A 20,888-nucleotide genomic window follows, 5' to 3' on the forward strand; every position below is an offset into this window, starting at 1 on the left:
CGATGGACAAGAAGTCACTGACCGCTCTCGCTCGCCAACAGTTGAAACTGGCGGGCTCGGCGACCAGCGGTCGCAGTTCACAAACCGTCTACGGCGGCCACCAGCGCAGCCTGCGACAGACGGTGATCGCGCTGAGCGCCGGCAAGAGCCTCGCCGAACACGACAGTCCGGGCGAAGCCACATTGTTGGTACTGAGCGGGAAGCTGAATCTTGTATGTGGGAGCGACCAGTGGAAAGGATCCACGGGTGATTTCCTGACCGTCCCGGCCGACCGGCACAGCGTCGAAGCGCTCGAAGACGTTGCATTTCTACTGACCGTCGCCATGAAGGGCTGAAATCGGTAGCGTCTTCCGCGTGAGCGAAACCGTGATCGAAGTGTCCGTCGTCGCAGCCCCGTCCGTACTCTGGCCCGCGCTGCGCGACCCGTCGCTGATTCGACGTTGGTTCGGCTGGGAGTACGACGGACTCGACGACGAAATCACCCAGATCTACTCCACCGCTGAGGCCGACCCCGAGGCGTTGACGCTGAAACTCGGAAACGGCGACCGTTTCTCACTTCGCGAACAGGACGGCAAGACGGTCGTCCGCATCGATCGGCCGGCCAAATCTGCCGACGACGACTGGTACGACGACATCACCGAGGGCTGGACGACATTCCTCCAGCTGCTCAGATTCGCAGTGGAGCACCACGGACTGGCCGAGCGTAGAACCATTTATCTCGACGGCCTTCTGCTCCCCGGTGAGAACGTGGCAAGCGTCCTCGGGCTCACCGAAATCGAATTGGAAGCGGGAAGTCGGTACGCGGTGACAATCGCTCCCGGCGACTATTTCGAAGGCGTAGTCGACTACGTCACCGACCACCAATTCGGGTTGACAGTCGAGGATCTCGGCCCTGGCCTGCTGTCTGTCGCCACCCAGTCGGTGACGGCGCAGCGGCCCGACGGAGGCATGTCCATCCTGCTGACCACCTACGACCTGACCGATGACGAGTTCGACGAGATCAAGCATCACTGGTCGTCGTGGTGGGAAGGTCGCCGCCAGGAGAGCTGACGTTCGGTGAGGCGATATGCTTCGACCATGGTCGAAGCTTCGGGTCACAGTCCGGCACGTACGTTCGGCGAGTTGCTCGACCGTCTGGGCGATTCCAATGCCGACATACCGACACTCCACCGCCTGCTCGAGGCGGTCCTGGTGGTCGGCTCCGGCCTGGACCTCGACCTGACGCTTCAACGGATCATCACCTCTGCGACAACGGTTCTGGATTGCCGCTACGGCGCCCTGGGGGTCGCGGCGCCGGGGGGCGGGCTCTCGGAATTCGTGTACGAGGGAATCTCCGGGTCCCAACGCGCGACCATGGGACATTTCCCCGAAGGTCATGGCGTGCTGGGTGTTCTGATGAATCACCCGCAGACTTTGCGTGTGGCCCATCTCGGCGACCATCCCGAATCGGTGGGATTCCCCGCAAATCATCCACCGATGGAGAGCTTCCTCGGGGCGCCGATCATGATGCGGGGAAAGGTGTTCGGAAGCATCTACCTGACCGAGAAACGGGGACAGGCCGAGTTCACCCAGGAAGACGAGGTCATTCTCGAAGCCCTCGCCATCGCAGCCGGTATCGCTGTGGAAAACGCCCGACTGTTCGAGCAGTCACGAACTCGTGAAAGATGGCTCACCGCAACATCTGCCATCCGCTCGCGGTTGCTGGCCGGTGACTCGCTCGAGGACGGCCTGCAACTTCTTGCCAGTCGCGTTCGGGACCTGACCGGCGTCGACGACGTGATCGTGGTGATCTGCGAGAACGGCTACGCACAGGTTCACGCCGCGGCCAGCGCCCGGACCACGTCACGTGGAGTCAGAATCCCGGCGACCACTTATCCGTTCGACGTGGTGCGGAGCACTCGAAAGCTACAGGTACTCACCACTTTAGGCGCACTCACCGAACTGGTGCCGTCGGCTGGGAGTGCGGTCGTGGCACCGATGTGCGTCGCCTCGGGTGTAGTCGGCGCGGTCATCGTGGCGTCGAATTCCACCAACACACACTGGGATCACGACGAACTGACCCGGATCGAGTCGATGGCCGAACTCGGCTCCGTTGCAATCGAGTTCGACGAGAAACAAAAGGCGCAACGCCTGTTGTCCGTTCTCGCCGACCGCGACCGCATCGCACGAGACCTGCACGACAACGTCATCCAGCGACTGTTCGCGAGCGGAATGAGCCTGCAGAGCACGCTTCCGGACGAGACCCTCCCGGAGTCGGCGCGCGCGATTGTCAAACGATCTCTCGAACAGCTCGACAAGACAGTCCGCGAGATTCGGACAACCATCTTCGATCTGCAGACTCCGACGGCCACCGATTCGTCGAGCCTGCGCCGACGCCTCCTCGATGTCATCGGCGACGCCACCGCACAGTCCGCGGTGACCCCGAGCGTCCAATTCTCCGGCGCCATCGACACTCTGGTGAATCCCGGGATCCACCAGCACGCCGAAGCCGTGCTGCGTGAGGGGTTGAGCAACGTCCTTCGGCATGCACACGCACGCCACATCACCATCGCTGTCACCGCGGACGTCGAATTTGCGATCACGATCGAGGACGACGGCGTCGGACTCCCCTCCGACTTCCACAAGAGTGGACTGCACAATCTGGAGCGCCGCGCCGAACATTGCGGCGGTACGTGCACGATCGTCAATCACGATCCGAGCGGTGCACGCCTGCTCTGGCGAGTACCGCTCGGTCGCACCAACTCGAATCGACCGAAATCCGGTCGTTAGATCCTAGCGACTGCCGCTACGGATTTCGGTCGCCAGCACCGCAGCCTGAGTACGACGCTGCATGCCCAGCTTCGAGAGCAGACGCGTCACGTAGTTCTTGACCGTCTTCTCCGCGAGGAACAATCGCGCGCCGATCTCCCGGTTGGTGAGCCCTTCTCCGATGAGGTCGAAGACTGCTCGCTCCTGATCGGAAAGTTCGGCCAACGGATCAGCTGTACGGTCGCTGCGGATCCGCTGCATCAGCGCCTCGGTTGCACGACTGTCAAGCAGTGAACCGCCACGCCCGACTGTGCGGACTGCAGCGACCAGATCGGTTCCGAGAATCTGCTTGAGGACGAATCCCGAGGCGCCCGCCATGATCGCGTCGAGCAACGCCTCGTCGTCGGCGTACGACGTGAGCATCAGGCAGCGGAGGTCGGGAAGCATCGAGCGGAGTTCTCGGCACAGTTCGACGCCGTTGCCGTCAGGCAGGCGTACGTCCAGAACAGCGACGTCGGCGTTGCTCTGCGGTACCGCGGCCAGCGCTTCCCCCACGGACGCCGCCTCGCCCACCACCACGAAGTCCTCGACCCCACCGAGTAGGTCGAACAATCCGCGTCTGACGATCTCGTGATCGTCGACCAGGAATATCCGCGTTGTCATCGAACCCCTCCAAAAGACATCTCACGTCGAACGGTACCGGAGACGGTGGACTCAGAACTCATGGAATGCATTCTCTTCACTTGTTGACGTGCCGGACGATGAGAACCGGGCAATCCGCGGTGTGCAGGAGCGCCCGACTGGTCGATCCGAGGAGCATTCCTGCGAATCCGCCGCGCCCGCGACTGCCGACGACTATCAACTGCGCCGTCTCCGCGTATTCGCTCAGGACTCGGACCGGCCGGTCACGCGCGACGACTCTTTCGACGACGACGTCCGGGTAACGCTCGGTGAATCCGGCCAATTGCTCGGCGAGGACAACTTCCTCACCCGTCTGGATGCTGCTCCACAGTGGGTCGTCGGGGGTGGCGCCCAACGAGGGCTGCACACTCACGTCGCTCCACACGTTGACGGCAATCAAGGTGGCGCCCCGCGCGGAGGCCTGCTCGAAAGCGTGCTCGACTGCCTCGATGCTGCTTTCGGATCCATCGACACCGACGACGACGGGGCCCTCGGTCGGTGGTCGACCGTCGAGCGTCCGTCCTCGGACAACTGCAACCGGAGATTCGCCGTGCGAGACAACCGAGACCGTCGCAGAACCGACGACCAATCCGGTGAATTCGCCGTGCCCGCGAGGGCCGAGCGCAATGATGTACGCGCCCTTGGACAATTCGATCAGGCGATCGGAGACGCTGCCGTCGAGTAGTTCGGTGACGATCTCGAGGTCGTCGTCGATGCTTTGCCGCGCGAGAATCTGTGCGCTGTCCAGACGAGCGGTGGCAGTGCGCCGCAGTTCGTCCTTGAAGCTCTCGGCGAGGTAAGGCTCGGAGTAGTAGAAGGCTGGGATGTGCACCACCGTCGCGATGTGGAGCGGTCGACCGAGCGCCACCGCGGTCCTCGCCGCCCAGACGACAGCCGACGACGCCGATTCCGAACCGTCTACCGCTACGACGACGGGTTTGGTTGCACTCATGTTCGTCCCTCCACAATCGACCACAGAATCTCTTCGCCCTCACACTATTGCCCAATGACGGCAAAAAGGATTCATCAGCCGACGCGAGTCCCGAATCGGACATTGGGTGTTCGGGTGGACTGCGGCAACGGCCCCGCCAACATCCCTTTCGGGCGTCAACGAGGCCACCGGTGCCGGATTCGCACGCAAACCCTGGCTACTCGATCCACGTTAGGTGAAGAACCCGACCGGTCAGAAGTGAAAAAAGTCCTGTCAACAAGCGCCCAAAATCGGGTTTCGTACGCAGGAGATCCTGAACCACTCGCTCTGCTGTGCGCCTTTATTAACCGCCGGCGGTTAATAAAGGCGCACAGCAGGGTCAGTCACAAATCTTGCGGAACTTCTCGATCAGCTGCACTCGGCCGTTGCGGTCGGCCGCCAACGGCGTGACGTTGAGCGTCGTGACACCGGCTTCGGCGAAGGCTGCGACGCGTTCCTTGACGTAGCTCTCGGGACCGATCAACGACACTGCGCGAACCAGTTCGTCCGGGACCGCTGCTGCGGCTTCGTCCTTCTTGCCCGCGAGGTAGAGATCCTGGATCTTCGCAGCGGCTTCCTCGTAGCCGTAGCGCACCGCGAGATCGTTGTAGAAGTTCTTGCCCTTGGCGCCCATGCCACCGATGTAGAGCGCAAGGCTCGGGCGTACCCAGTCGAGCATGTGGTCGACGTCGTCACCGATGACCAGGGCCGGCGACGCGTACACCTGAAGCTCGCCGAGGCTCGGATCGCGCTTGGCCTTGCCCTTCGCAATCGGCTCACCCCACACGCTTGCTGCCTTCTCCGGATGGAAGAAGATAGGTTCCCAGCCTTCGGCGATCTCCGCCGTCAGCTCGACGTTCTTGGGTCCGAGCGAAGCGATCAGGATCGGGATGCGCTCACGCACAGGATGATTGATCAGCTTGAGCGGCTTTCCGAGTCCGGTGCCCTTCTCGGCGGGGAGGGGAACCTGGTAGTACTTGCCCTGGTACTCGACCTTCTCGCGGCGCCATACCTGACGGCAGATCTCGACGACCTCACGTGTGCGTCCCAGCGGAGCGTCGTACTTGACGCCGTGGAACCCCTCGATCACCTGCGGTCCGGAAGCGCCCAGTCCCATCACGAAGCGACCGTTGGAGACGAAGTCCAGGCCCGCCGCCGTCATGGCGGTCAACGAGGGCGTACGGGTGTAGATCTGAAAGATTCCCGAAGCGAGTTCGATGGTCGACGTCTTGGCCGCCAGGTAACCGAGCTGGCTGACGGCGTCGAAGGAATACGCCTCCGGGACGAAGGCGATGTCGAGGCCCGCCTTCTCCAGGTCACCGACCTCTTCGACGGTTTCGGCGAACCCGCCGCTGTAGTTCAAACCCATACCGATACGCACGTTGTAACCCCAATCCTGACGATTGCTGCCGTGTGCGACGCGCACACGAGCAGTGGTACTCCCATCGAACACTTACTCACATCGAACACTACGGAACCTGAGTCCGCATTCATGTGACTACCCCGTTCATATTCGATGACCGAAATGAACGGGGCAGTGGGAGAGCCTGTCGAGGGTCAGGATTCTTCGGGGCGAACCACCATGACGGGGCACTTGGCCGAAGCGATCAGGGTGTTGCTGGTCGAGCCGAGCAACATGCCGCGGAATCCACCGCGACCACGGCTTCCGACTACGACGAGCTGCGCTTTTGCCGACCAGTCCAGCAGCCGTCCGCGTGGGTTGTCGAGGTATACCTCGCGCCGGACCTTCACGTCCGGGTATTGCTCGGACCATCCGGCCAAGCTCTCGCTGAGTACCGCATGCTCTTCCTCTTCGAGAGACTGCGGGGCAAGCGCAGCGGCCCTCGGGTCTTCGAATGCCGCACTGCCGAGGTCACTCCACACGTGCAACGCCACCAACTCGACTCCGCGGAACGACGCTTCCTCGAAAGCCGCACCGACGGCCTGGGCGCTCAACGCGCTGCCGTCGACGCCGACCACTACGGGTCCTTCCGAGGGCACCGCACCATCGCGGTCCCGAACGACGATGACCGGACACTTGCCGTGACTGGCCACACCGACCGCGGTATTGCCGAGGACTGCTGTCGCCGCCTTGCCTGACGCCGACGCTCCGACGACTACCCGCCTGGCTTCTGCCGAACTCTCGATCAGCCACTGAGTTGCGCTGCCGATGGCGATTTCGGTGTGAACTACGAGTTTCGGATCGATCTCACGGGCGAACTGTTCCGCCTCCGCCAAGATCGCTTTTCCGGCCTCTTCGACCCATTCGTACACCCCACCCGCGTCGACGTACGGTCCGCCGAAACCGTAAGGCGCGAAGTCGAGAGCGTGGATGATGTCGAGTCGCAATTCGCGCTGGGCGGCGATTTTCGCGGCCTCGCGGAGCGCTGTGGACGCAGTGTCCGAACCCTCGACTCCGACAACAACACTGTTATGTTCGCGTGAACTCATGTGCCCACCTTCCTGAAGAAGTAACCGAGCCACTTTCACTCTAACCATCCCACTTGTCCGGCTTTTTTGGGGTCGCCTCCTCTTCATTTCGGGGACTTAGGTCCCCGAAACTGTTGACGGATAGGAGAATTAGCAGAGCAATCAGGACCAGGTGTGAACAGGATCTCCCGTCCGCATGTTCTCCACGTAACCGCGGAGCATTCCGGTGAGCGCAGTCGAGCGGTCCGCGCCCGAGGCCTCCGCGTGCGCCACTTGCTCGCGTTGCCAGGCGGCACCGGTCTGCCGATTCATGCACCGCCCTTCGATCACGCCGAGGTACCGATCGCGGGCCGCGGCGGACAATCCGAAGTCGGCCAAACCCTCGTCCGCCAACGGCAGCAGCCTTCGCAGGACCAACTCGTCGGCACCGACCCAACCGATCTCCGGCCAGTACAGGGTGGCGTCGAGTCCGTACTTGGCGCCGATGTGCAGGTTCTCTTCTGCCGCATGGAACGACATGTGCGACCACAGTGGCCGCTCCGCGTTCACCAATGCGCGGACGGTTCCGTAGTAGAAGGCCGCATTGGCCATGATGTCGACGACGGTCGGCCCGGCCGGCAACACCCGATTCTCGATACGCAAGTGCGGCTTGCCATCCGAGCAGTCGTAGACGGGCCGATTCCAGCGATAGACCGTGCCGTTGTGCATCTGAAGCTCGCTCAACTCCGGAACCCCGCCCGCCGCGAGCACTTCCAGCGGATCGGTGTCCGAGACATCAGGGAGCAGCGCCGGGAAGTACCGTGAATTCTCCTCGAACAGGTCGAGAACCGAATGGATCCACCGCTCACCGAACCACACTCGCGGTCGCACACCTTGGTTCTTGAGCTCGAAAGTTCGGGTGTCCGTTGCCTGTTCGAAGATCGGAATGCGTGATTCGTGCCAAAGCGCCTTCCCTGCCAGGAAAGGAGAGTTGGCCGCAAGCGCCACCTGTACTCCGGCCAGACACTGCGCGGCATTCCAGTGCGCTGCGAATTCTTCCGGCGCGACGCGCAGGTGCAACTGCATGGACGTACAAGCCGCCTCCGGCACCACCGAATTGGTGTCGGCCCGAAGGATTTCCACGTCGCCACCGGGTAGCGCGACACCTTCGACGTCGAGTTCGATGTCCTCTCCTCGCGCGGCAAAAATTTGCTCGTTGAGCAATTCGTAGCGCGGGTTGGCGGTGATCCACTCACGATCGAGATGCTCGAGCTGCAGTGTCGGCAGCATCCCGATCATCACCATCTCGGCGTCGTGCGCGTGGATTCGCGCGTCTGCGACGTCGAGGGACGCCCGCAGTTTCTTCTCCAATTCGAAAGTCGCATCACCGGTGAGTGGGCCGGGCTCGACGTTCATCTCGACGTTGAACTGTCCGAGCTCGGTTTGGAAAACCGCAGAGTCGTCGATGGATTCGAGTACTTCACGGTTGGACATCGCGGGCGTCATGTCGCCGGTCACGAGGTTGAACTCGATCTCCATGCCCAACAGCGGAGCGGGCTTGTCGACGGCGTCTCGGAAGTCACCACCGTCGAGCATCTGCTTCATGGCGTCGACGCACGAGCGCACCTTCTTACGAAAGAGCCTACGGTCGGCTCTGGTGAATTCTCGCGCCGTGACCTCTGCACCCATTGCGCATTCCCCCTTCGACGATCAACGTCACTGAAGGCTATCCGTCCGGTGTCACCGACAAACGAGAACTGCGGTGGCACCGGGAAGAATTTCCCGACGCCACCGCAGTTCTCCGAAAGTTTCTTCTACGAGTTGTCGACCCAGGTGACAGCTACGCCGCGAGCCTGCAGCCACGCTGCGGGATCGACCTTTGCGCCGTTCTCGGCAACCTCGAAGTGCAGGTGCGGGCCGGTGGACTGGCCACGGTTACCCACGGTGGCGATCTGCTGGCCGGCGTTGACGCGCTGGCCGACGTTGACCTGGTAGTCGTTGACGTGGCCGTACGTGGTGACCGTGCCGTCGTCGTGCTGGACGCGGACCCAGAGGCCGAAACCTGACGCCGGGCCGGCGTCGATGACCTGGCCGTCGGCTGCAGCCAGAATCGGCGTACCGATCGGAGCCGCGATGTCGAGGCCGCCGTGGTGTGCTCCCCAGCGCGAACCGAAGGTGGAGGTCAGCGTTCCGGACACCGGCTGCACGGTACGAGTTGAGGTGCCGGGGTTGATCCCAGCGAGGAACTGCTGTGCCTGCGTGTTGAGGTCGGCAGCAAAATCGGGAAGCTCGGGGATGTCGAGAGCCGGAAGTGCCGCCAATTCAGCCGGAACGACAACGCCCTCGGGGAGCAGACCCTGCGGGATTTCGATGCCGGCGATGGTCTGTGTTGCCGGCGCCGCAGCAGCGGTTCCTGCGCCCATCTGGCCTGCACCGACGAGGAGTGCACCGGTAGCCGCAGCTACGACACCTGCCTTGACACCGGCACCAGGGCCAGCCGACGGGGTGCGGTGGCGGCCGCTTGCTGCCTCGGGATCGATCTCGAAGACAACATCGTCATTGCCCGTGCGGTGGTGGTTTCCCACAGTGTGTACTCCGTCAGTCGTCGGCGTGCAGCGTCCTTCTGATGAAGCCCGCTCCTCTGTCTGCCGAAGAATGTAACAGTTTGATCAAGGCGGCCGCCACCGTTACCCGATCTTGACCAAAACTATTTGTCGCCGTTCTGTCGGCTGGCGTCCAGTTCTGACTTGAATGCGTCGTATCGTGCCCGGTGAGCGGGTCGACGCCGGATGATCGCCCACGCGATGCCCAGAACCACGAACCAGATCGGCGTGACGAGAAGTGCCTGCAGGGTGTCGTCCTTGGTTGTCAGTGCCCAGAGAATGAAGACGAAGAACGCGAGCACGACCCAGCACATCACGATGCCGCCGGGCATCTTGAACTTCGACGCCTCGTGCAGGTGCGGACGACGCTTCCGGTACACCATGTAGCTCGCCAGGATGATCGTCCATACGAACATGAACAGCAGCGCCGAAATGGTCGTGACGACGGTGAAGGCCTCGATCACGGAATCGCCCGAGAACAGCAGGATCAACGACGCCAGCAGGAAGATGCACGAGAACATCAGGGCGTTCGCGGGGACCTTGCGTGAGTTCAGCTTGCCGAGGGCCCTCGGTGCGTCGCCCTCCTGCGCAAGGCCGAACACCATGCGCGAGGTGGAGTAGATACCCGAGTTGGCCGAAGATGCCGCGGAGGTCAGCACGACGAAGTTGATGACAGATGCAGCGATGCCGAGGCCGGCGAGTGTGAACATGGCGACGAACGGACTCTTGTCTGCGCTGATTTCACGCCACGGAGTCACCGCGATGATCACGGTCAGTGCAACGACGTAGAACAGCAGGACACGAATGGGGATGGAGTTGATGGCCTTCGGCAGATTCTTCTCCGGGTCCTTGGCCTCGGCTGCCGTCGTACCGACGAGCTCGATACCCACGAAGGCGAACACGGCGATCTGGAAGCCGGCGACGAAGCCCATGAATCCGGTCGGGAACATCCCGCCGTCGTTCCAGAGGTTGTCGATACCCGAGGTGGCACCGTTCGGCGCCGTGAACCCGGAGACGACCATGACGATGCCGACGACGATCAGGCTGACGATGGCGATGATCTTGATCAGCGCGAACCAGAACTCGGTTTCACCGAAAGCGCGAACGGTCGGGAGATTGAGGAGCAACAGCGCCGCGATCGTCAGCAAAGCAGGAATCCACGCCGCGAGCCCTGGCCACCAGTACTTGAAGTACCCGGAAATCGCGATGACGTCCGCGATGCCGGTGACGATCCAGCAGAACCAGTAGGTCCAGCCGGTGAAGAATCCCGCCCAGGGGCCCAGCAGATCCGCGGCGAAGTCGGAGAACGACTTGTACGCCATGTTCGAGAGCAGCAGCTCCCCCATCGCCCGCATGACGAAGAAGAGCATGAATCCGATGATCATGTACACGAAGATCACGGAAGGCCCGGCGAGCGAGATCGTCTTGCCCGATCCCATGAACAGTCCGGTGCCGATGGCACCACCGATGGCGATCAGCTGGATATGCCGGTTGGACAGCTGACGTGAGAGGTGGGGCTCTTCGCCGGACGGCTTCGTCAGGTCTGGTGTATTCGCGTGGTCGGACACGGAGGATCCCCCTCGTCATACGGTTCATCCGGGGCATCGAAATCGTGCCCGTCGGGGGAACCTCGGAAAATGTGCTCTCTCAAAGTACGCGTGCACTGGCTCACATCACGCATCGGAAAGCGGACGCCGATAACCTGTCGAGGTGAACACTGACAGCACGGCCCATCAAGACGGACATATCGCCGCGACGCTGTTCGATTTCTCCGGAACCCTCTTCCGTTTGGAGGAGAGCGACGATTGGACCGAGCACCTCGTCGATCATCAAGGCGATCCGCTCGACGTGCACGCTCAAGCCGAGCTGATGCGTCGGATGACCGCGCCGGTGGGCAGAACCGTGGAGATGGACGAAGCGGGGATCTACGCGTGGGAGAACCGCGACCGGGATCCGAAGTTGCATCGTCAGGCTTACCTCGACGTGTTGAGTAAGTCCGGGGTGCCCGATCCGGTTCGGGCCGAAGCTTTCTACGCCCTGCTGGTCGATCCGGATCAGTGGTCGCCGTACCCGGATACCGGCGAGGTCCTGAAGTCACTGTCGGAGAAGGGCATACGCACTGCCGTCTTGAGCAACATCGCCTTCGACATCCGTCCGGCGTTCGCCGACCGCGGCTGGGACGTCTGGGTCGACGAGTTCGTTCTCTCGTTCGAGGTGGGTGCAGTCAAGCCCGAACCGGCGATCTTCGAGTACGCCCTTGCGCAACTCGATGTGGATGCGGCGCAGACTCTGATGGTCGGTGACAGCGACATCGCCGACGGCGCTGCCCGTGACATCGGTTGCCAGTTCGCACTCGTCGATCCCCTGCCGACGACCGAACGCCCGCACGCGCTACTCGACGCAGTGCGGAAATTCGGCCTTCTGTAAGGAGCGCTCAGACACCTTCGGTGAGTTCGCGCAACGACGCGTAGCGCTCGCGCACGTGGGGAGCTGGTTCGGCGTCGAATCGTCGCTCTTCCGGTTTCGGCCACACCGGCGGCTGCGTGTCCCCGGACAGTGCCCATGCTGCTTGCCTGCATGCCCCTTCGGCGACGTACTCACCCGGAGCAGGGATCACGACCGGCACTCCGAGAATTGCCGGCGCGATCTCACAGAGAGCGCGCGACTTCGCTCCGCCTCCCACGAGGAGAACTCGCTTCACCTCGACGCCTTGACGAACCAGGTCGTCGACGCCGTCGGCCAAGCCGCACAGGAGCCCTTCGATTGCGGCTCGTGCAAAGTGCGCAGGCGTCGAGTTCTGCAGCCGGAATCCGTGCATGGCCCCCGTGGCGTCAGGGCGGTTGGGCGTCCGTTCACCCTCGAAGTACGGAATCATGACCAGCCCGTCGTTTCCGAGGGGCGCCGTCGACGCCAACCGCGACAGTTCGGCGTGATCGACACCGAGAATGGACGCCGTCGCATCAAGAATGCGCGCGCCGTTGAGAGTGCACACCAGCGGCAAGTGCAGGCCGGTTGCGTCCGCGAATCCTGCCACGTTCCCGCCGGGATCATGCGTGGGGGTGGCCGATACAGCCGAGACGACGCCGGATGTTCCGATCGAGATGATCACGTCACCGGGAACTGCCCCCAAACCCAGTGCGGCTGCGGCATTGTCACCGGTGCCAGGCCCGACAATACCTCCGGAACGTGTACTTCCGATCTTTTCGTTCGGCGATGCAACTCGGGGAACATGCGGGGTTCGACCGCGAAATGCCAACGCCAGCAAATCTTTACGATATTCGCGCGTTGAGGCAGCATAATAGCCGGTTCCACTGGCGTCGCCCGCGTCGGTGGCAAGCTCCTCGATCGAGCCGGACCCACCCAACTTCCAGGACAACCAGTCATGCGGAAGACACACCGCGGCAGTGCGATCGGCGTTGCCGGGTTCGTGATCTGCGAGCCATCGAAGCTTGCTTGCCGTGACCGCGGCGACCGGAACTACACCAACTGCGTCGGCCCACGCCTTGGGTCCGCCGAGCTCTTCGACCAGATCGGTCGCAGCCTTCGCCGAGCGAGTGTCGTTCCACAGCAACGCCGGTCTGACGACCTCGCCGCCACTGTCCAGACACACCATGCCGTGCTGTTGAGCTCCGACCGATACGGCTGCGACGTCGCCGAGCCCACCCGCCGCGGCGATTGCACTGTCCATCGCCTCGAGCCAGCATGCCGGATCTATCTCGGTACCGACGGGGTGCGCCGCCCGCCCTTCTCGTACCAGCTCTCCCGAATCGGCATCACGGACAATGACTTTGCACGACTGGGTAGACGAATCGATACCGGCTACGAGGGTCACACTGGCGTCCTTTCCGAAGGACCGTCAGCTCGCGTTGGCGACCGCGGGCATCCGGTTGCTGCGCTTACGCAGCGATCGCACATATTCTGCGCGCTCGGTCTCCGTCATTCCACCCCAGATGCCGTACGGCTCGTGGACGGAGAGTGCGTGTTCGCGGCACTGCTGGAGTACAGGGCACGTCGCGCAGACCTTCTTGGCGTTGCGTTCACGGTTCTCGCGGGCGTGTCCACGCTCGCCGTCCGGATGGAAGTACACCGCGGAATCGTGCCCGCGGCACGCTCCCTGCAGCTGCCAGTCCCACACTTCGGCGGTCGGGTACGGCATCGGAAGGTGCTTGTGCATGATGGCGACCTCAATTCCTTACTCGGGTGACACGGATTCGGGTGACTCTGGGCTGACGCCGGGTCGGACTTATCGACGCCTGGCCGATTGGCCGAGTCGATGTGCACAGACCGTTGCGAGTTCGCCGGTAACCGGCGGAGTCAGCGCTACGACGCCGTCGTCGAGAATTGCCTGCAGCCTGCGGAAATACCCGTCCGGGGCGAGGCCGAAGGTTACAAAGATCTCTTCGTCAGGTCCACCGTCGAACTGCTGCCACTTACGTGCGAACTCGACGATCTCTTGTGTATCGGTGCGGCTCATCAGGTTCTCCCCTGTTTGTGCGCCCTGCTTCACAGAAACTGCGACTCGTCTCCTCGGACGCCCGTGGCAGTGAGTCAAGACACAGACTATGCCTACTTCTGCTTTTTCACAAGACCTACTTACGTCTTTTTGTGAACAAAGTATGCCAACTTTCGCACGCTGAAGTTACCGACGAGGAATGCTTGAATAGGACAATGACCCGACCGTCCACGACTCCGGCTACTGCGGGAGAGGTATTCACGCTGATACGCAGCGGTTCCGCAACCACGCGCAGCGAGATCGGGAAGCTCACCGGCCTGTCCAGGACGGCGGTATCGGCCAGGGTTGCAGCACTTCAATCGCTTGGTTTGATTGCCGATGACGACGAGGGCCCGTCGACAGGCGGTCGGCCGCCGTCCACTCTCACGTTCGCGAACTCGTCCGGCGTGGTTCTCGTCGTGGCAATCGGTCGATCGCGGGCACAACTTGCCGTCACCGACCTGGCGGGCACGATCCTCGCGGCAGAAGACATCGACAAGTCGGTCGGGGTCGGCCCCGACGAACTGATGCCCGAAATTGCCGAGCATCTTTCGTCACTACTGGCCCAGGTCCACCGCGCGTCTACCGAGGTCATCGGAATCGGACTGAGCATTCCCGGAACGGTCGACGTCGCCGCGGGAGCAAGCCTCGACTCTCCGATGATGGCGGGGTGGGACGGAGTCGCGCTTGCCCCCTATCTGGCATCGGTGACCACGGCTCCGCTGTTCGCGGACAACGATGCCAACGTGATGGCTCTGGCCGAATTGAGCGAGCGACGCGAGAGTGCGCCCAACCTCCTGATGATCAAGGCGTCAACCGGCCTCGGCGCAGGAATCGTCATGGGCGGAGTCCTCCAACGCGGTTCACTCGGAGCGTCCGGCGAGATCGGGCATACCAAAACCGCTGCAGCGCGGGGCATGAAGTGTCGCTGCGGCGACGTCGGCTGCGTCGAAACTGTCGCCAGCGGTTGGGCTCTCGTGCACGCCCTCCGAGATCAGGGCCGAAGCGTCGGTCACGTGCGTGATGTCGTCCGCCTCGCCCTGGACGGCGACAGCGAAGCCCGCCGGCTCATCAGAAGCAGCGGCCGACTGATCGGCGACGTCATTTCCGGCGCGGTCAATCTCCTCAATCCCGAGGTCCTGATCATCGGCGGCGACATGGCCGAGGCGGACGAACTCTTCCTCGCCGGGCTTCGGGAGTCCGTCTACGGCAACGCAACGGCGCTTGCCACCCGAAAGCTTCAGATCGCTTCGGTCAGCCACGGCGCACAATCCGGCATCCTCGGTTGTGCGGTTCTCGTCCTCGACCATCTGCTCAGCGCCAGGGAAATCGATCTGCGGATCGCGGCGTCACTCCACACGTGAGTCGCTGACTTCTCGCACGCTCCGCATCAAACAATCAGACTTTTCCGGCATCGCTTGTGTTGACGCTCACACTTCTGCATAATTCATTACCTACCGATCATTCGGTTGTCGATATCGACGATGAGATCGCGCAGGAACGCTCCGAGTCAGCCAAAAGCATGCACCGAGCACACCGGCAACGTCGCAGATCGAACAGCGTTTCTCCCCTGTTCCGACTTCGCAGTTTCACCGTGTCGGTGAACCACGTGACTGGCAGAAAGTAGCTCGATGACCACAACCAGAACTGGCACCAAGCCCGCCGCGAAGGAATACGACCGCGCCGCGATGGCGTCGATGGTCGGCACCACCGTCGAGTGGTACGACTTCTTCATCTACGCCCAAGCTGCAGCCCTGATCTTTGCCGACCTGTTCTTCAAGCCGATGGGCTCGGCCGGCCAGATCGTCTCCTACGTCACGGTCGGCATCAGCTTTGTCTTCCGTCCTCTCGGTGCCATCGTGGCCGGCTATCTCGGCGACAGGCTCGGCCGCAAACGTGTCCTGGTCGCGACGTTGGCGATGATGGGTGCCGCGACGGTTCTCATCGGCGTGCTACCGACGTATGCATCGATCGGAATCTGGGCACCGATCCTGTTGATCCTGCTTCGCGTCGTCCAAGGATTCTCGACGGGCGGCGAATGGGGCGGGGCCGCTCTTCTTGCCGTCGAACACGCACCCACCAAGCGTCGAGGATTCTTCGGAGCGTTCGTACAGATGGGAGTACCGCTCGGAATGTTGCTCGCCACCGGCGTTTTGGCACTGTGCACGTTCACCCTCACGGACGAACAGTTCACCACCTGGGGATGGCGAGTGCCGTTCCTGCTCAGCGTCGTGTTGATCGGCGTCGGCTTCTACATTCGAAGCAAGGTCAGCGAGTCACCCGTATTCGCCGAACTCAAGGAACGCCGCACCGAGAGCAACACGCCTATCCGAACTCTGTTCAAGAAACACCCGAAGGAGGTCGTACTCGCGGCGCTGTCCTTCATCGGCACAAACGGCAACGGCTACATGGTGATCGGCGGATTCATCGTCGCGTACGCAACCAAGACCTATGGCCTGGGTAAGACCGAACTACTGATTGCCACGCTCGCAAGTGCCGTCACGTGGGGTGTTTTCACCATGATCGGCGCCTACTGGTCGGATCGACGCGGCCGCACCACGGTGATGAACGTGGGCAACCTCGCAATGGTCCTCTTCGCGGTGCCGTTCTTCCTCCTCATCGACACCGGGAATCTCGGCTGGATCTACGTGGCGATGATCCTGTTCTCGGTCGGACTCGGGCTGTCGTACGGACCTCAACCCGCGTTGTTCGCCGAACTGTTCCCGGCTTCGATCCGTTACAGCGGTGCGTCGATCTCCTACGCGGTAGGCACCATCTTCGGCGGCGCCTTTGCTCCCACCGTCGCACAGTGGCTCCTCGGCAAGACCGGTGGCACCCTTGCCATCTCGATCTACCTCGCCCTGCTGGCGGCGGTCTCGTTCGTCGCCACGATGCTCATCAAGGATCGATCAGGACGAGACCTGATGGTGTGATCGACCTGAATGTGGACGCCCAACGGCGTCGCGATGCCGGAGTTTGTCAGCCGAACTTTCGAAAGGCGAACTCCGGCAACTTCTTCGCAGCATTCGCTGTACGCACGATCTTGTGGTTCTTGCCTCGCATCAGCGCCAGTTGGATCCGCGATTCGATCCAGAACGCGCCGCGAGGCGAGCGGTTCCAGGTCTTGTGCAGCAACGTCTTCGTCGCTGCGACGGCGTCCGGCGAGCGAACCGCGATCTGCGACAGCAGTTCCTGCGCCGGCTTGATCGGATTGTCGCTGACTCCGCTCACGAACCCCCACTCGAGAGCCTGATTTCCGTCGAACAGTTCAGCAGTCATGGCGAGGCGTTTCACGACGTCCATTGCCGCGAGTTCGCGCATCGTGACCGTTCCGGTCATGTCGGGGATCAATCCCCACTTCGCCTCCATCACCGAGAACGTGCAATCGGGGGTGGTGAATCGAAAGTCTGCGGCGAGCGCCAATTGCAGTCCCCCGCCGAAGCAGTGCCCGTGAACGACCGCGATGACCGGCACGGGCAATTCGCGCCACACCCAGCACGCGCGTTGGAAGAGGTTGGTCTTCTGACCGGGAAATTTCGCGAAGGCCTTCGCCATGCGCCTCGGTTGCTTACCCGCAGAGGCGAAGTCCAACCCGGCCGAGAACGCGTCACCCGCGCCTTGAAGAATCACGCCCCGGATCGAACGATCAGCTTCGATAGTTCGAGCGGCGTCCACCAGGGCGTCGAGCATGTCCAGATCGAGACCGTTGAGTTTCTCCGGTCGGCTGAGCGTCACGTACGCCACCGACCGCACTACCTCGACACGAACGCGATCACTCACGGCTACTCCTTCGGTTAGACATACCCCCGACGAACTTACCTGAGAGTAAGTTCGTCGGGGGTCCGTCATGCCATCTCCGCAAGAAGTTCCATGGTCACTTTGCCGGCAGGATCCGAATCAGTGGATGAAGGCACGGCCACGACGGAGTCCACTCCCGCCGCTCGGTACGCCTCGAGTTGCTCGCGGGCATCGGCCGGAGTCCCGACGATTCCCACCGTTGCCACCATCGCGTCCGAGACCTGGCTCAAGAGCTCGCGCGGCGCGGCCCCGGCCCTGGCTGCCTCGATCACGTCCGCGAAGCCTGCGCGGACGAACATGTCCGAGTATCCGGGGGCAGCGAGATACGGCACGAGTCCACGTCTGAGTTGATCGATCGACATCTGAGTTGGGCCTTCGGTTGCCACGGCCGCCGGCGCCCACACCGACACCTGGGGCATCACCGTTTCCGTCTCAGCCGCGATCTCCTTGCACCGTGTGATCAGACGACCGGCCTGCTCCGCACTCACCAGATTGAGCACCAGTTCGTCACCCAACTCCACGGCGGCCCGAAGAGCCTTGTCTCCGAATGCCGCAACGATCAGCCGCCCACCTGGCGGCTGAAGTCGCAGCCGATATCCGCTGGTGCGCATCACCGTTCCGGCGACTTCGCCCCGTTCACCGTTCATCAGCGCTCGCACACCGCGGGCGGACTCCGCAAGTGCACGTGCCGCCCCGGATCTGCTTCGCCCATGCCATTTCTCGACCACGACAGTGCTGGAAGTACCCAACGCGATCGATACGTCACGCCCGGTCAGGTCGGATACCGACGCCGCCCCGATCGCGATCATCGCCGGATCACGAACCGTCACCGCGAGCGGGCCGACCACTAGTTCGGAGTGCTCGAATCCGGTGCCGACTGACGTCGCCAGAGCAAAGGCGTCGTACGTCGCCATCTCCCCCACCCACACTCGGCCGAACCCGAGTTTGTCGGCGAGGCGTGCAGTAGCGGTCACCTCCTGCGGCGGACGGTCCTGCCACAAGCCCAGGGAGATATCGATCGTCGGCAGTCGGCTATTCGAAATCCTGCTATTCGAAATCCCGCTATTCGAAATCGGAGACAAGACCCATTCCCTTCAAGAGTGTCGGACGGTCGTAGTATTCGAGCCACTCTGTGACCAGCCCGTCTACCATGCTGAGGATTCCGACAACAGGAACGACGCCATGGGTACCGTCGAAGTGGAAGTCGTCCACTCGCTGCACAAATACCCTTCCGTCGATCACGCCGAGAGACTCGATCTTCAGTGTGATCCGTTCACACTTGCTTGCCAGTAACGCAATTCGGCCCGCAACGGCCTCCTTGCCGACAAGAGGTTCCTGCATGACGCTGTGGAGCACACCGTCCTCGGCGAACAAGTCGACGACGCGTGTCCAGTCCATGACGTCCCACGCCTGGAACATCTCACGCGCCAACGCAAGCTTGTCACTGTCGTTCATCACACTCATGCCACACTCTTCTGTCGAAGCTCACGCTTGAGGATCTTTCCGGTCGAATTGCGCGGCAGTTCTTTCCGAATCTCCAGCCGCTCGGGAAGTTTGTACGACGCAATGCGCTTGTCCTTCAGGAACGCGACCAGAGCGTCCAGCTCGAGTTCCGTCTCGGGCCGCAGCGTGACCACTGCTGCGACGCGCTCACCGAGTACTTCGTCGGGGTCGCCGATGACGGCCACATCCGCAACGGCCGGATGCTCGGCGATCAATCCCTCCAGTTCGGCTGGGGCGATGTTCATTCCGCCGCGGATCACGAGGTCCTTCCCCCGGTCCAGGTAGCGGAGAAACTGCCCGTGATCCCCGGCAATCTCGAAGATGTCTCCGGTGCAGAGGAATCCGCGCTCGTCGAACGGAGACGGCCGATCGCCGAGATAGCCGGCAAAGACCGTCGGTCCGCTGATTCGCAACTCACCCGGGTGCCCGACTTCCGTGATGTCCTCGCCGGTGACCACGTCGACCAAGCGAACGTCCATCCAGTCCGAGATTCTGGTGCTCCAGCGGAAGTTCTCGACACCGAAACGAGGGAAGTACCGTGCGCGGTCGTCCGGATCCGGCATGTCCGCAGGCGAGGAGAGCAGACTGATGCCTTCGTTGGACCCGAAGAAGTTGATGACTCCGATTCCATATCGCTCCTGCCATCCCCGCACCATCGGAGGTTGCAGTGGCACCGAACCCGAACCGATCCGAGTCAAGCTCGACAGGTCGACCGCCGCGAGCATCGACTCGTCGGCGAGCAGCATCCACAACAGCGCAGGCGGCGCTACCGTGTACGTCACGCGCTCGGCCTCGATCTGCCCGAGGAATACTCGAAGGTCGAACGGGTGATGCTGTACCAGTACACATCCCGTGCGGAGCCACGGCAGGAACATTCCGTTGATTCCGGCCATGTTGACCATCGGGAACGGGTTCAGCAGGACGTCGCCGACGCCGATGTCGGGAGCGTCGATCGTGGCCCAGCAGATGGCCAGCCACTCGTAGTGCGAACGTGGGACCCCCTTCGGTTCGCTTTCGGTCCCGGAGGTCCAACAGATCGTCATCGCATCGTTGGGGTCGTTGGGATCTTCGGTGATTCGGACATCCAATTCACTGCGCTGTGTTTCGGTGGCCGCCCGAGGACTCAGCCCCACGACACCGGCCGGCAACTGGGCCGGAAGCTCGGATGCGGGAGCGTAGGCGAACACCGATCTCAGAGAGGGAATCCGGGATCTGATTGCAGCGATCTCCGTAGCAGGGAGTCTGTCACCAAAACTGGGTACGGTGACAAATGCTGCAAACGCCGCCTGGTTTGCCATTCCTTCCACTTCACGTTCGCGGTACTGCATGGGCAATGGCGAGACCACGATCCCCAGAGACCACGCTGCAAGGTAGACCTCGACCAATTCGACGGTATTGGGCATCTGCACGCCCAGAACATCTCCCCGGCCCAAACCCACCTCGGAGAAGCCGGCAGCGAGCGCGATGACTTCGCTCTCCAGTTGGTTCCAACTGAGGCGTCGCGGATCTCCGCCGGACAACTCGCTCCGGTTCGCCGGATCAACCACGGCAAGTTCGTCACCGCGTACCCGCACCTGCGCCCGGAACACCTGATCGATCGTCTCGTCGGACCACCACCCCTTCGAGGTGTATTCGTCCACCTTGACGCGAGGGTGCAATCCCCTGTGTGCCTTGTTCATTCGCG

Annotated in this window: 20 protein-coding genes; 6 read left to right on the forward strand and 14 right to left on the reverse strand. The window is 62.4% G+C overall.

Annotated elements, in window-relative coordinates; all coding sequences use genetic code 11:
• Positions 1-2: 2 nt before the first annotated feature.
• Genes ATN38_RS04715 through ATN38_RS04725 form a run of 3 tightly spaced genes read left to right on the forward strand, consistent with a single transcriptional unit; the run spans position 3 to position 2,769 of the window.
• Complete coding sequence (locus tag ATN38_RS04715; protein ID WP_003946336.1) at positions 3-335, forward strand: cupin domain-containing protein; 333 nt, start codon at positions 3-5, stop codon at positions 333-335.
• 19 nt (positions 336-354) lie between these two features.
• Positions 355-1,050 carry a hypothetical protein gene (locus ATN38_RS04720; protein WP_218747653.1) on the forward strand — a complete coding sequence of 232 codons (696 nt, stop codon included), beginning with the start codon at positions 355-357 and terminating at the stop codon, positions 1,048-1,050.
• Positions 1,051-1,077: 27 nt separating this feature from the next.
• Positions 1,078-2,769 carry a GAF domain-containing protein gene (locus tag ATN38_RS04725; RefSeq protein WP_042921348.1) on the forward strand — a complete coding sequence of 564 codons (1,692 nt, stop codon included), beginning with the start codon at positions 1,078-1,080 and terminating at the stop codon, positions 2,767-2,769.
• A gap of 3 nt (positions 2,770-2,772) precedes the next feature.
• Here ATN38_RS04725 and ATN38_RS04730 read toward each other — a convergent pair whose 3' ends face one another.
• From ATN38_RS04730 to cycA, 7 genes are all read right to left on the reverse strand, one after another.
• On the reverse strand, positions 2,773-3,411 hold the full coding sequence (locus ATN38_RS04730) for a response regulator transcription factor (RefSeq protein WP_003946380.1): 639 nt from the start codon (positions 3,409-3,411) through the stop codon (positions 2,773-2,775).
• Positions 3,412-3,487: 76 nt separating this feature from the next.
• A complete protein-coding gene (locus ATN38_RS04735) occupies positions 3,488-4,381 on the reverse strand; it encodes a universal stress protein (protein ID WP_003946389.1) in 894 nt (297 codons plus the stop codon).
• Between the two features lie 358 nt (positions 4,382-4,739).
• On the reverse strand, positions 4,740-5,780 hold the full coding sequence (locus ATN38_RS04740; RefSeq protein WP_218748000.1) for an LLM class F420-dependent oxidoreductase: 1,041 nt from the start codon (positions 5,778-5,780) through the stop codon (positions 4,740-4,742).
• 176 nt (positions 5,781-5,956) lie between these two features.
• A complete protein-coding gene (locus ATN38_RS04745) occupies positions 5,957-6,850 on the reverse strand; it encodes a universal stress protein (RefSeq protein ID WP_218747654.1) in 894 nt (297 codons plus the stop codon).
• A 141-nt stretch (positions 6,851-6,991) separates the two neighbouring features.
• Positions 6,992-8,497 carry a glutamate-cysteine ligase family protein gene (locus tag ATN38_RS04750; RefSeq protein ID WP_050654664.1) on the reverse strand — a complete coding sequence of 502 codons (1,506 nt, stop codon included), beginning with the start codon at positions 8,495-8,497 and terminating at the stop codon, positions 6,992-6,994.
• Positions 8,498-8,622: 125 nt separating this feature from the next.
• A complete protein-coding gene (locus tag ATN38_RS04755) occupies positions 8,623-9,393 on the reverse strand; it encodes a M23 family metallopeptidase (RefSeq protein ID WP_042451065.1) in 771 nt (256 codons plus the stop codon).
• A gap of 122 nt (positions 9,394-9,515) precedes the next feature.
• Positions 9,516-10,979 carry a D-serine/D-alanine/glycine transporter gene (gene cycA / locus ATN38_RS04760; protein ID WP_218747655.1) on the reverse strand — a complete coding sequence of 488 codons (1,464 nt, stop codon included), beginning with the start codon at positions 10,977-10,979 and terminating at the stop codon, positions 9,516-9,518.
• A gap of 142 nt (positions 10,980-11,121) precedes the next feature.
• On the opposite strand from cycA, the gene ATN38_RS04765 reads away from it, so the two are divergent.
• Positions 11,122-11,838, forward strand: a complete 717-nt coding sequence (locus tag ATN38_RS04765) for an HAD family hydrolase (RefSeq protein WP_218747656.1) — start codon at positions 11,122-11,124, stop codon at positions 11,836-11,838.
• A gap of 7 nt (positions 11,839-11,845) precedes the next feature.
• Here ATN38_RS04765 and xylB read toward each other — a convergent pair whose 3' ends face one another.
• The 3 genes from xylB to ATN38_RS04780 form a co-directional block, all read right to left on the reverse strand.
• The gene (gene xylB / locus ATN38_RS04770) at positions 11,846-13,243 is read right to left on the reverse strand and encodes a xylulokinase (protein ID WP_042921353.1); all 1,398 of its coding nucleotides are present in this window, start codon (positions 13,241-13,243) and stop codon (positions 11,846-11,848) included.
• Between the two features lie 24 nt (positions 13,244-13,267).
• On the reverse strand, positions 13,268-13,585 hold the full coding sequence (locus ATN38_RS04775) for a WhiB family transcriptional regulator (RefSeq protein ID WP_003946343.1): 318 nt from the start codon (positions 13,583-13,585) through the stop codon (positions 13,268-13,270).
• Between the two features lie 69 nt (positions 13,586-13,654).
• Positions 13,655-13,885, reverse strand: coding sequence for a DUF3263 domain-containing protein (locus ATN38_RS04780; RefSeq protein WP_256931567.1), 231 nt, complete (start codon positions 13,883-13,885; stop codon positions 13,655-13,657).
• Positions 13,886-14,079: 194 nt separating this feature from the next.
• On the opposite strand from ATN38_RS04780, the gene ATN38_RS04785 reads away from it, so the two are divergent.
• Together ATN38_RS04785 and ATN38_RS04790 are read left to right on the forward strand one after the other, a co-directional pair.
• Positions 14,080-15,267, forward strand: coding sequence for an ROK family transcriptional regulator (locus tag ATN38_RS04785; RefSeq protein ID WP_003946405.1), 1,188 nt, complete (start codon positions 14,080-14,082; stop codon positions 15,265-15,267).
• 267 nt (positions 15,268-15,534) lie between these two features.
• On the forward strand, positions 15,535-16,836 hold the full coding sequence (locus tag ATN38_RS04790; RefSeq protein ID WP_218747658.1) for an MFS transporter: 1,302 nt from the start codon (positions 15,535-15,537) through the stop codon (positions 16,834-16,836).
• 46 nt (positions 16,837-16,882) lie between these two features.
• Here the strand turns inward: ATN38_RS04790 and ATN38_RS04795 are convergent, their stop codons facing one another.
• From ATN38_RS04795 to ATN38_RS04810, 4 genes are all read right to left on the reverse strand, one after another.
• Positions 16,883-17,683 carry a crotonase/enoyl-CoA hydratase family protein gene (locus ATN38_RS04795; protein WP_218747659.1) on the reverse strand — a complete coding sequence of 267 codons (801 nt, stop codon included), beginning with the start codon at positions 17,681-17,683 and terminating at the stop codon, positions 16,883-16,885.
• Positions 17,684-17,748: 65 nt separating this feature from the next.
• Positions 17,749-18,702, reverse strand: coding sequence for an LLM class F420-dependent oxidoreductase (locus ATN38_RS04800; RefSeq protein WP_256931569.1), 954 nt, complete (start codon positions 18,700-18,702; stop codon positions 17,749-17,751).
• A gap of 61 nt (positions 18,703-18,763) precedes the next feature.
• The gene (locus ATN38_RS04805; protein ID WP_218747661.1) at positions 18,764-19,165 is read right to left on the reverse strand and encodes a nuclear transport factor 2 family protein; all 402 of its coding nucleotides are present in this window, start codon (positions 19,163-19,165) and stop codon (positions 18,764-18,766) included.
• Positions 19,162-20,883 (reverse strand): class I adenylate-forming enzyme family protein, encoded by a 1,722-nt coding sequence (locus ATN38_RS04810; protein ID WP_030534908.1) that lies wholly within the window; start codon positions 20,881-20,883, stop codon positions 19,162-19,164. The genes ATN38_RS04805 and ATN38_RS04810 overlap by 4 nt, the downstream gene beginning before the upstream one ends.
• Positions 20,884-20,888: the final 5 nt, after the last annotated feature.

The sequence above is a fragment of the Rhodococcus sp. FH8 genome (assembly GCF_019266085.1).
GTDB lineage: Bacteria > Actinomycetota > Actinomycetes > Mycobacteriales > Mycobacteriaceae > Rhodococcus_F > Rhodococcus_F qingshengii.

Bases quoted from the DNA above. Each gene is read 5' to 3' on its own strand.
- ATN38_RS04715 (WP_003946336.1), top strand. From the start codon at position 3: ATGGACAAGAAGTCACTGACCGCTCTCGCTCGCCAACAGTTGAAACTG.
- ATN38_RS04725 (WP_042921348.1), top strand. From the start codon at position 1,078: ATGGTCGAAGCTTCGGGTCACAGTCCGGCACGTACGTTCGGCGAGTTG.
- ATN38_RS04730 (WP_003946380.1), bottom strand. From the start codon at position 3,411: ATGACAACGCGGATATTCCTGGTCGACGATCACGAGATCGTCAGACGC.
- ATN38_RS04735 (WP_003946389.1), bottom strand. From the start codon at position 4,381: ATGAGTGCAACCAAACCCGTCGTCGTAGCGGTAGACGGTTCGGAATCG.
- ATN38_RS04745 (WP_218747654.1), bottom strand. From the start codon at position 6,850: ATGAGTTCACGCGAACATAACAGTGTTGTTGTCGGAGTCGAGGGTTCG.
- ATN38_RS04750 (WP_050654664.1), bottom strand. From the start codon at position 8,497: ATGGGTGCAGAGGTCACGGCGCGAGAATTCACCAGAGCCGACCGTAGG.
- ATN38_RS04775 (WP_003946343.1), bottom strand. From the start codon at position 13,585: ATGCACAAGCACCTTCCGATGCCGTACCCGACCGCCGAAGTGTGGGAC.
- ATN38_RS04780 (WP_256931567.1), bottom strand. From the start codon at position 13,885: ATGAGCCGCACCGATACACAAGAGATCGTCGAGTTCGCACGTAAGTGG.
- ATN38_RS04785 (WP_003946405.1), top strand. From the start codon at position 14,080: ATGACCCGACCGTCCACGACTCCGGCTACTGCGGGAGAGGTATTCACG.
- ATN38_RS04790 (WP_218747658.1), top strand. From the start codon at position 15,535: ATGACCACAACCAGAACTGGCACCAAGCCCGCCGCGAAGGAATACGAC.
- ATN38_RS04805 (WP_218747661.1), bottom strand. From the start codon at position 19,165: ATGAGTGTGATGAACGACAGTGACAAGCTTGCGTTGGCGCGTGAGATG.
- ATN38_RS04810 (WP_030534908.1), bottom strand. From the start codon at position 20,883: ATGAACAAGGCACACAGGGGATTGCACCCTCGCGTCAAGGTGGACGAA.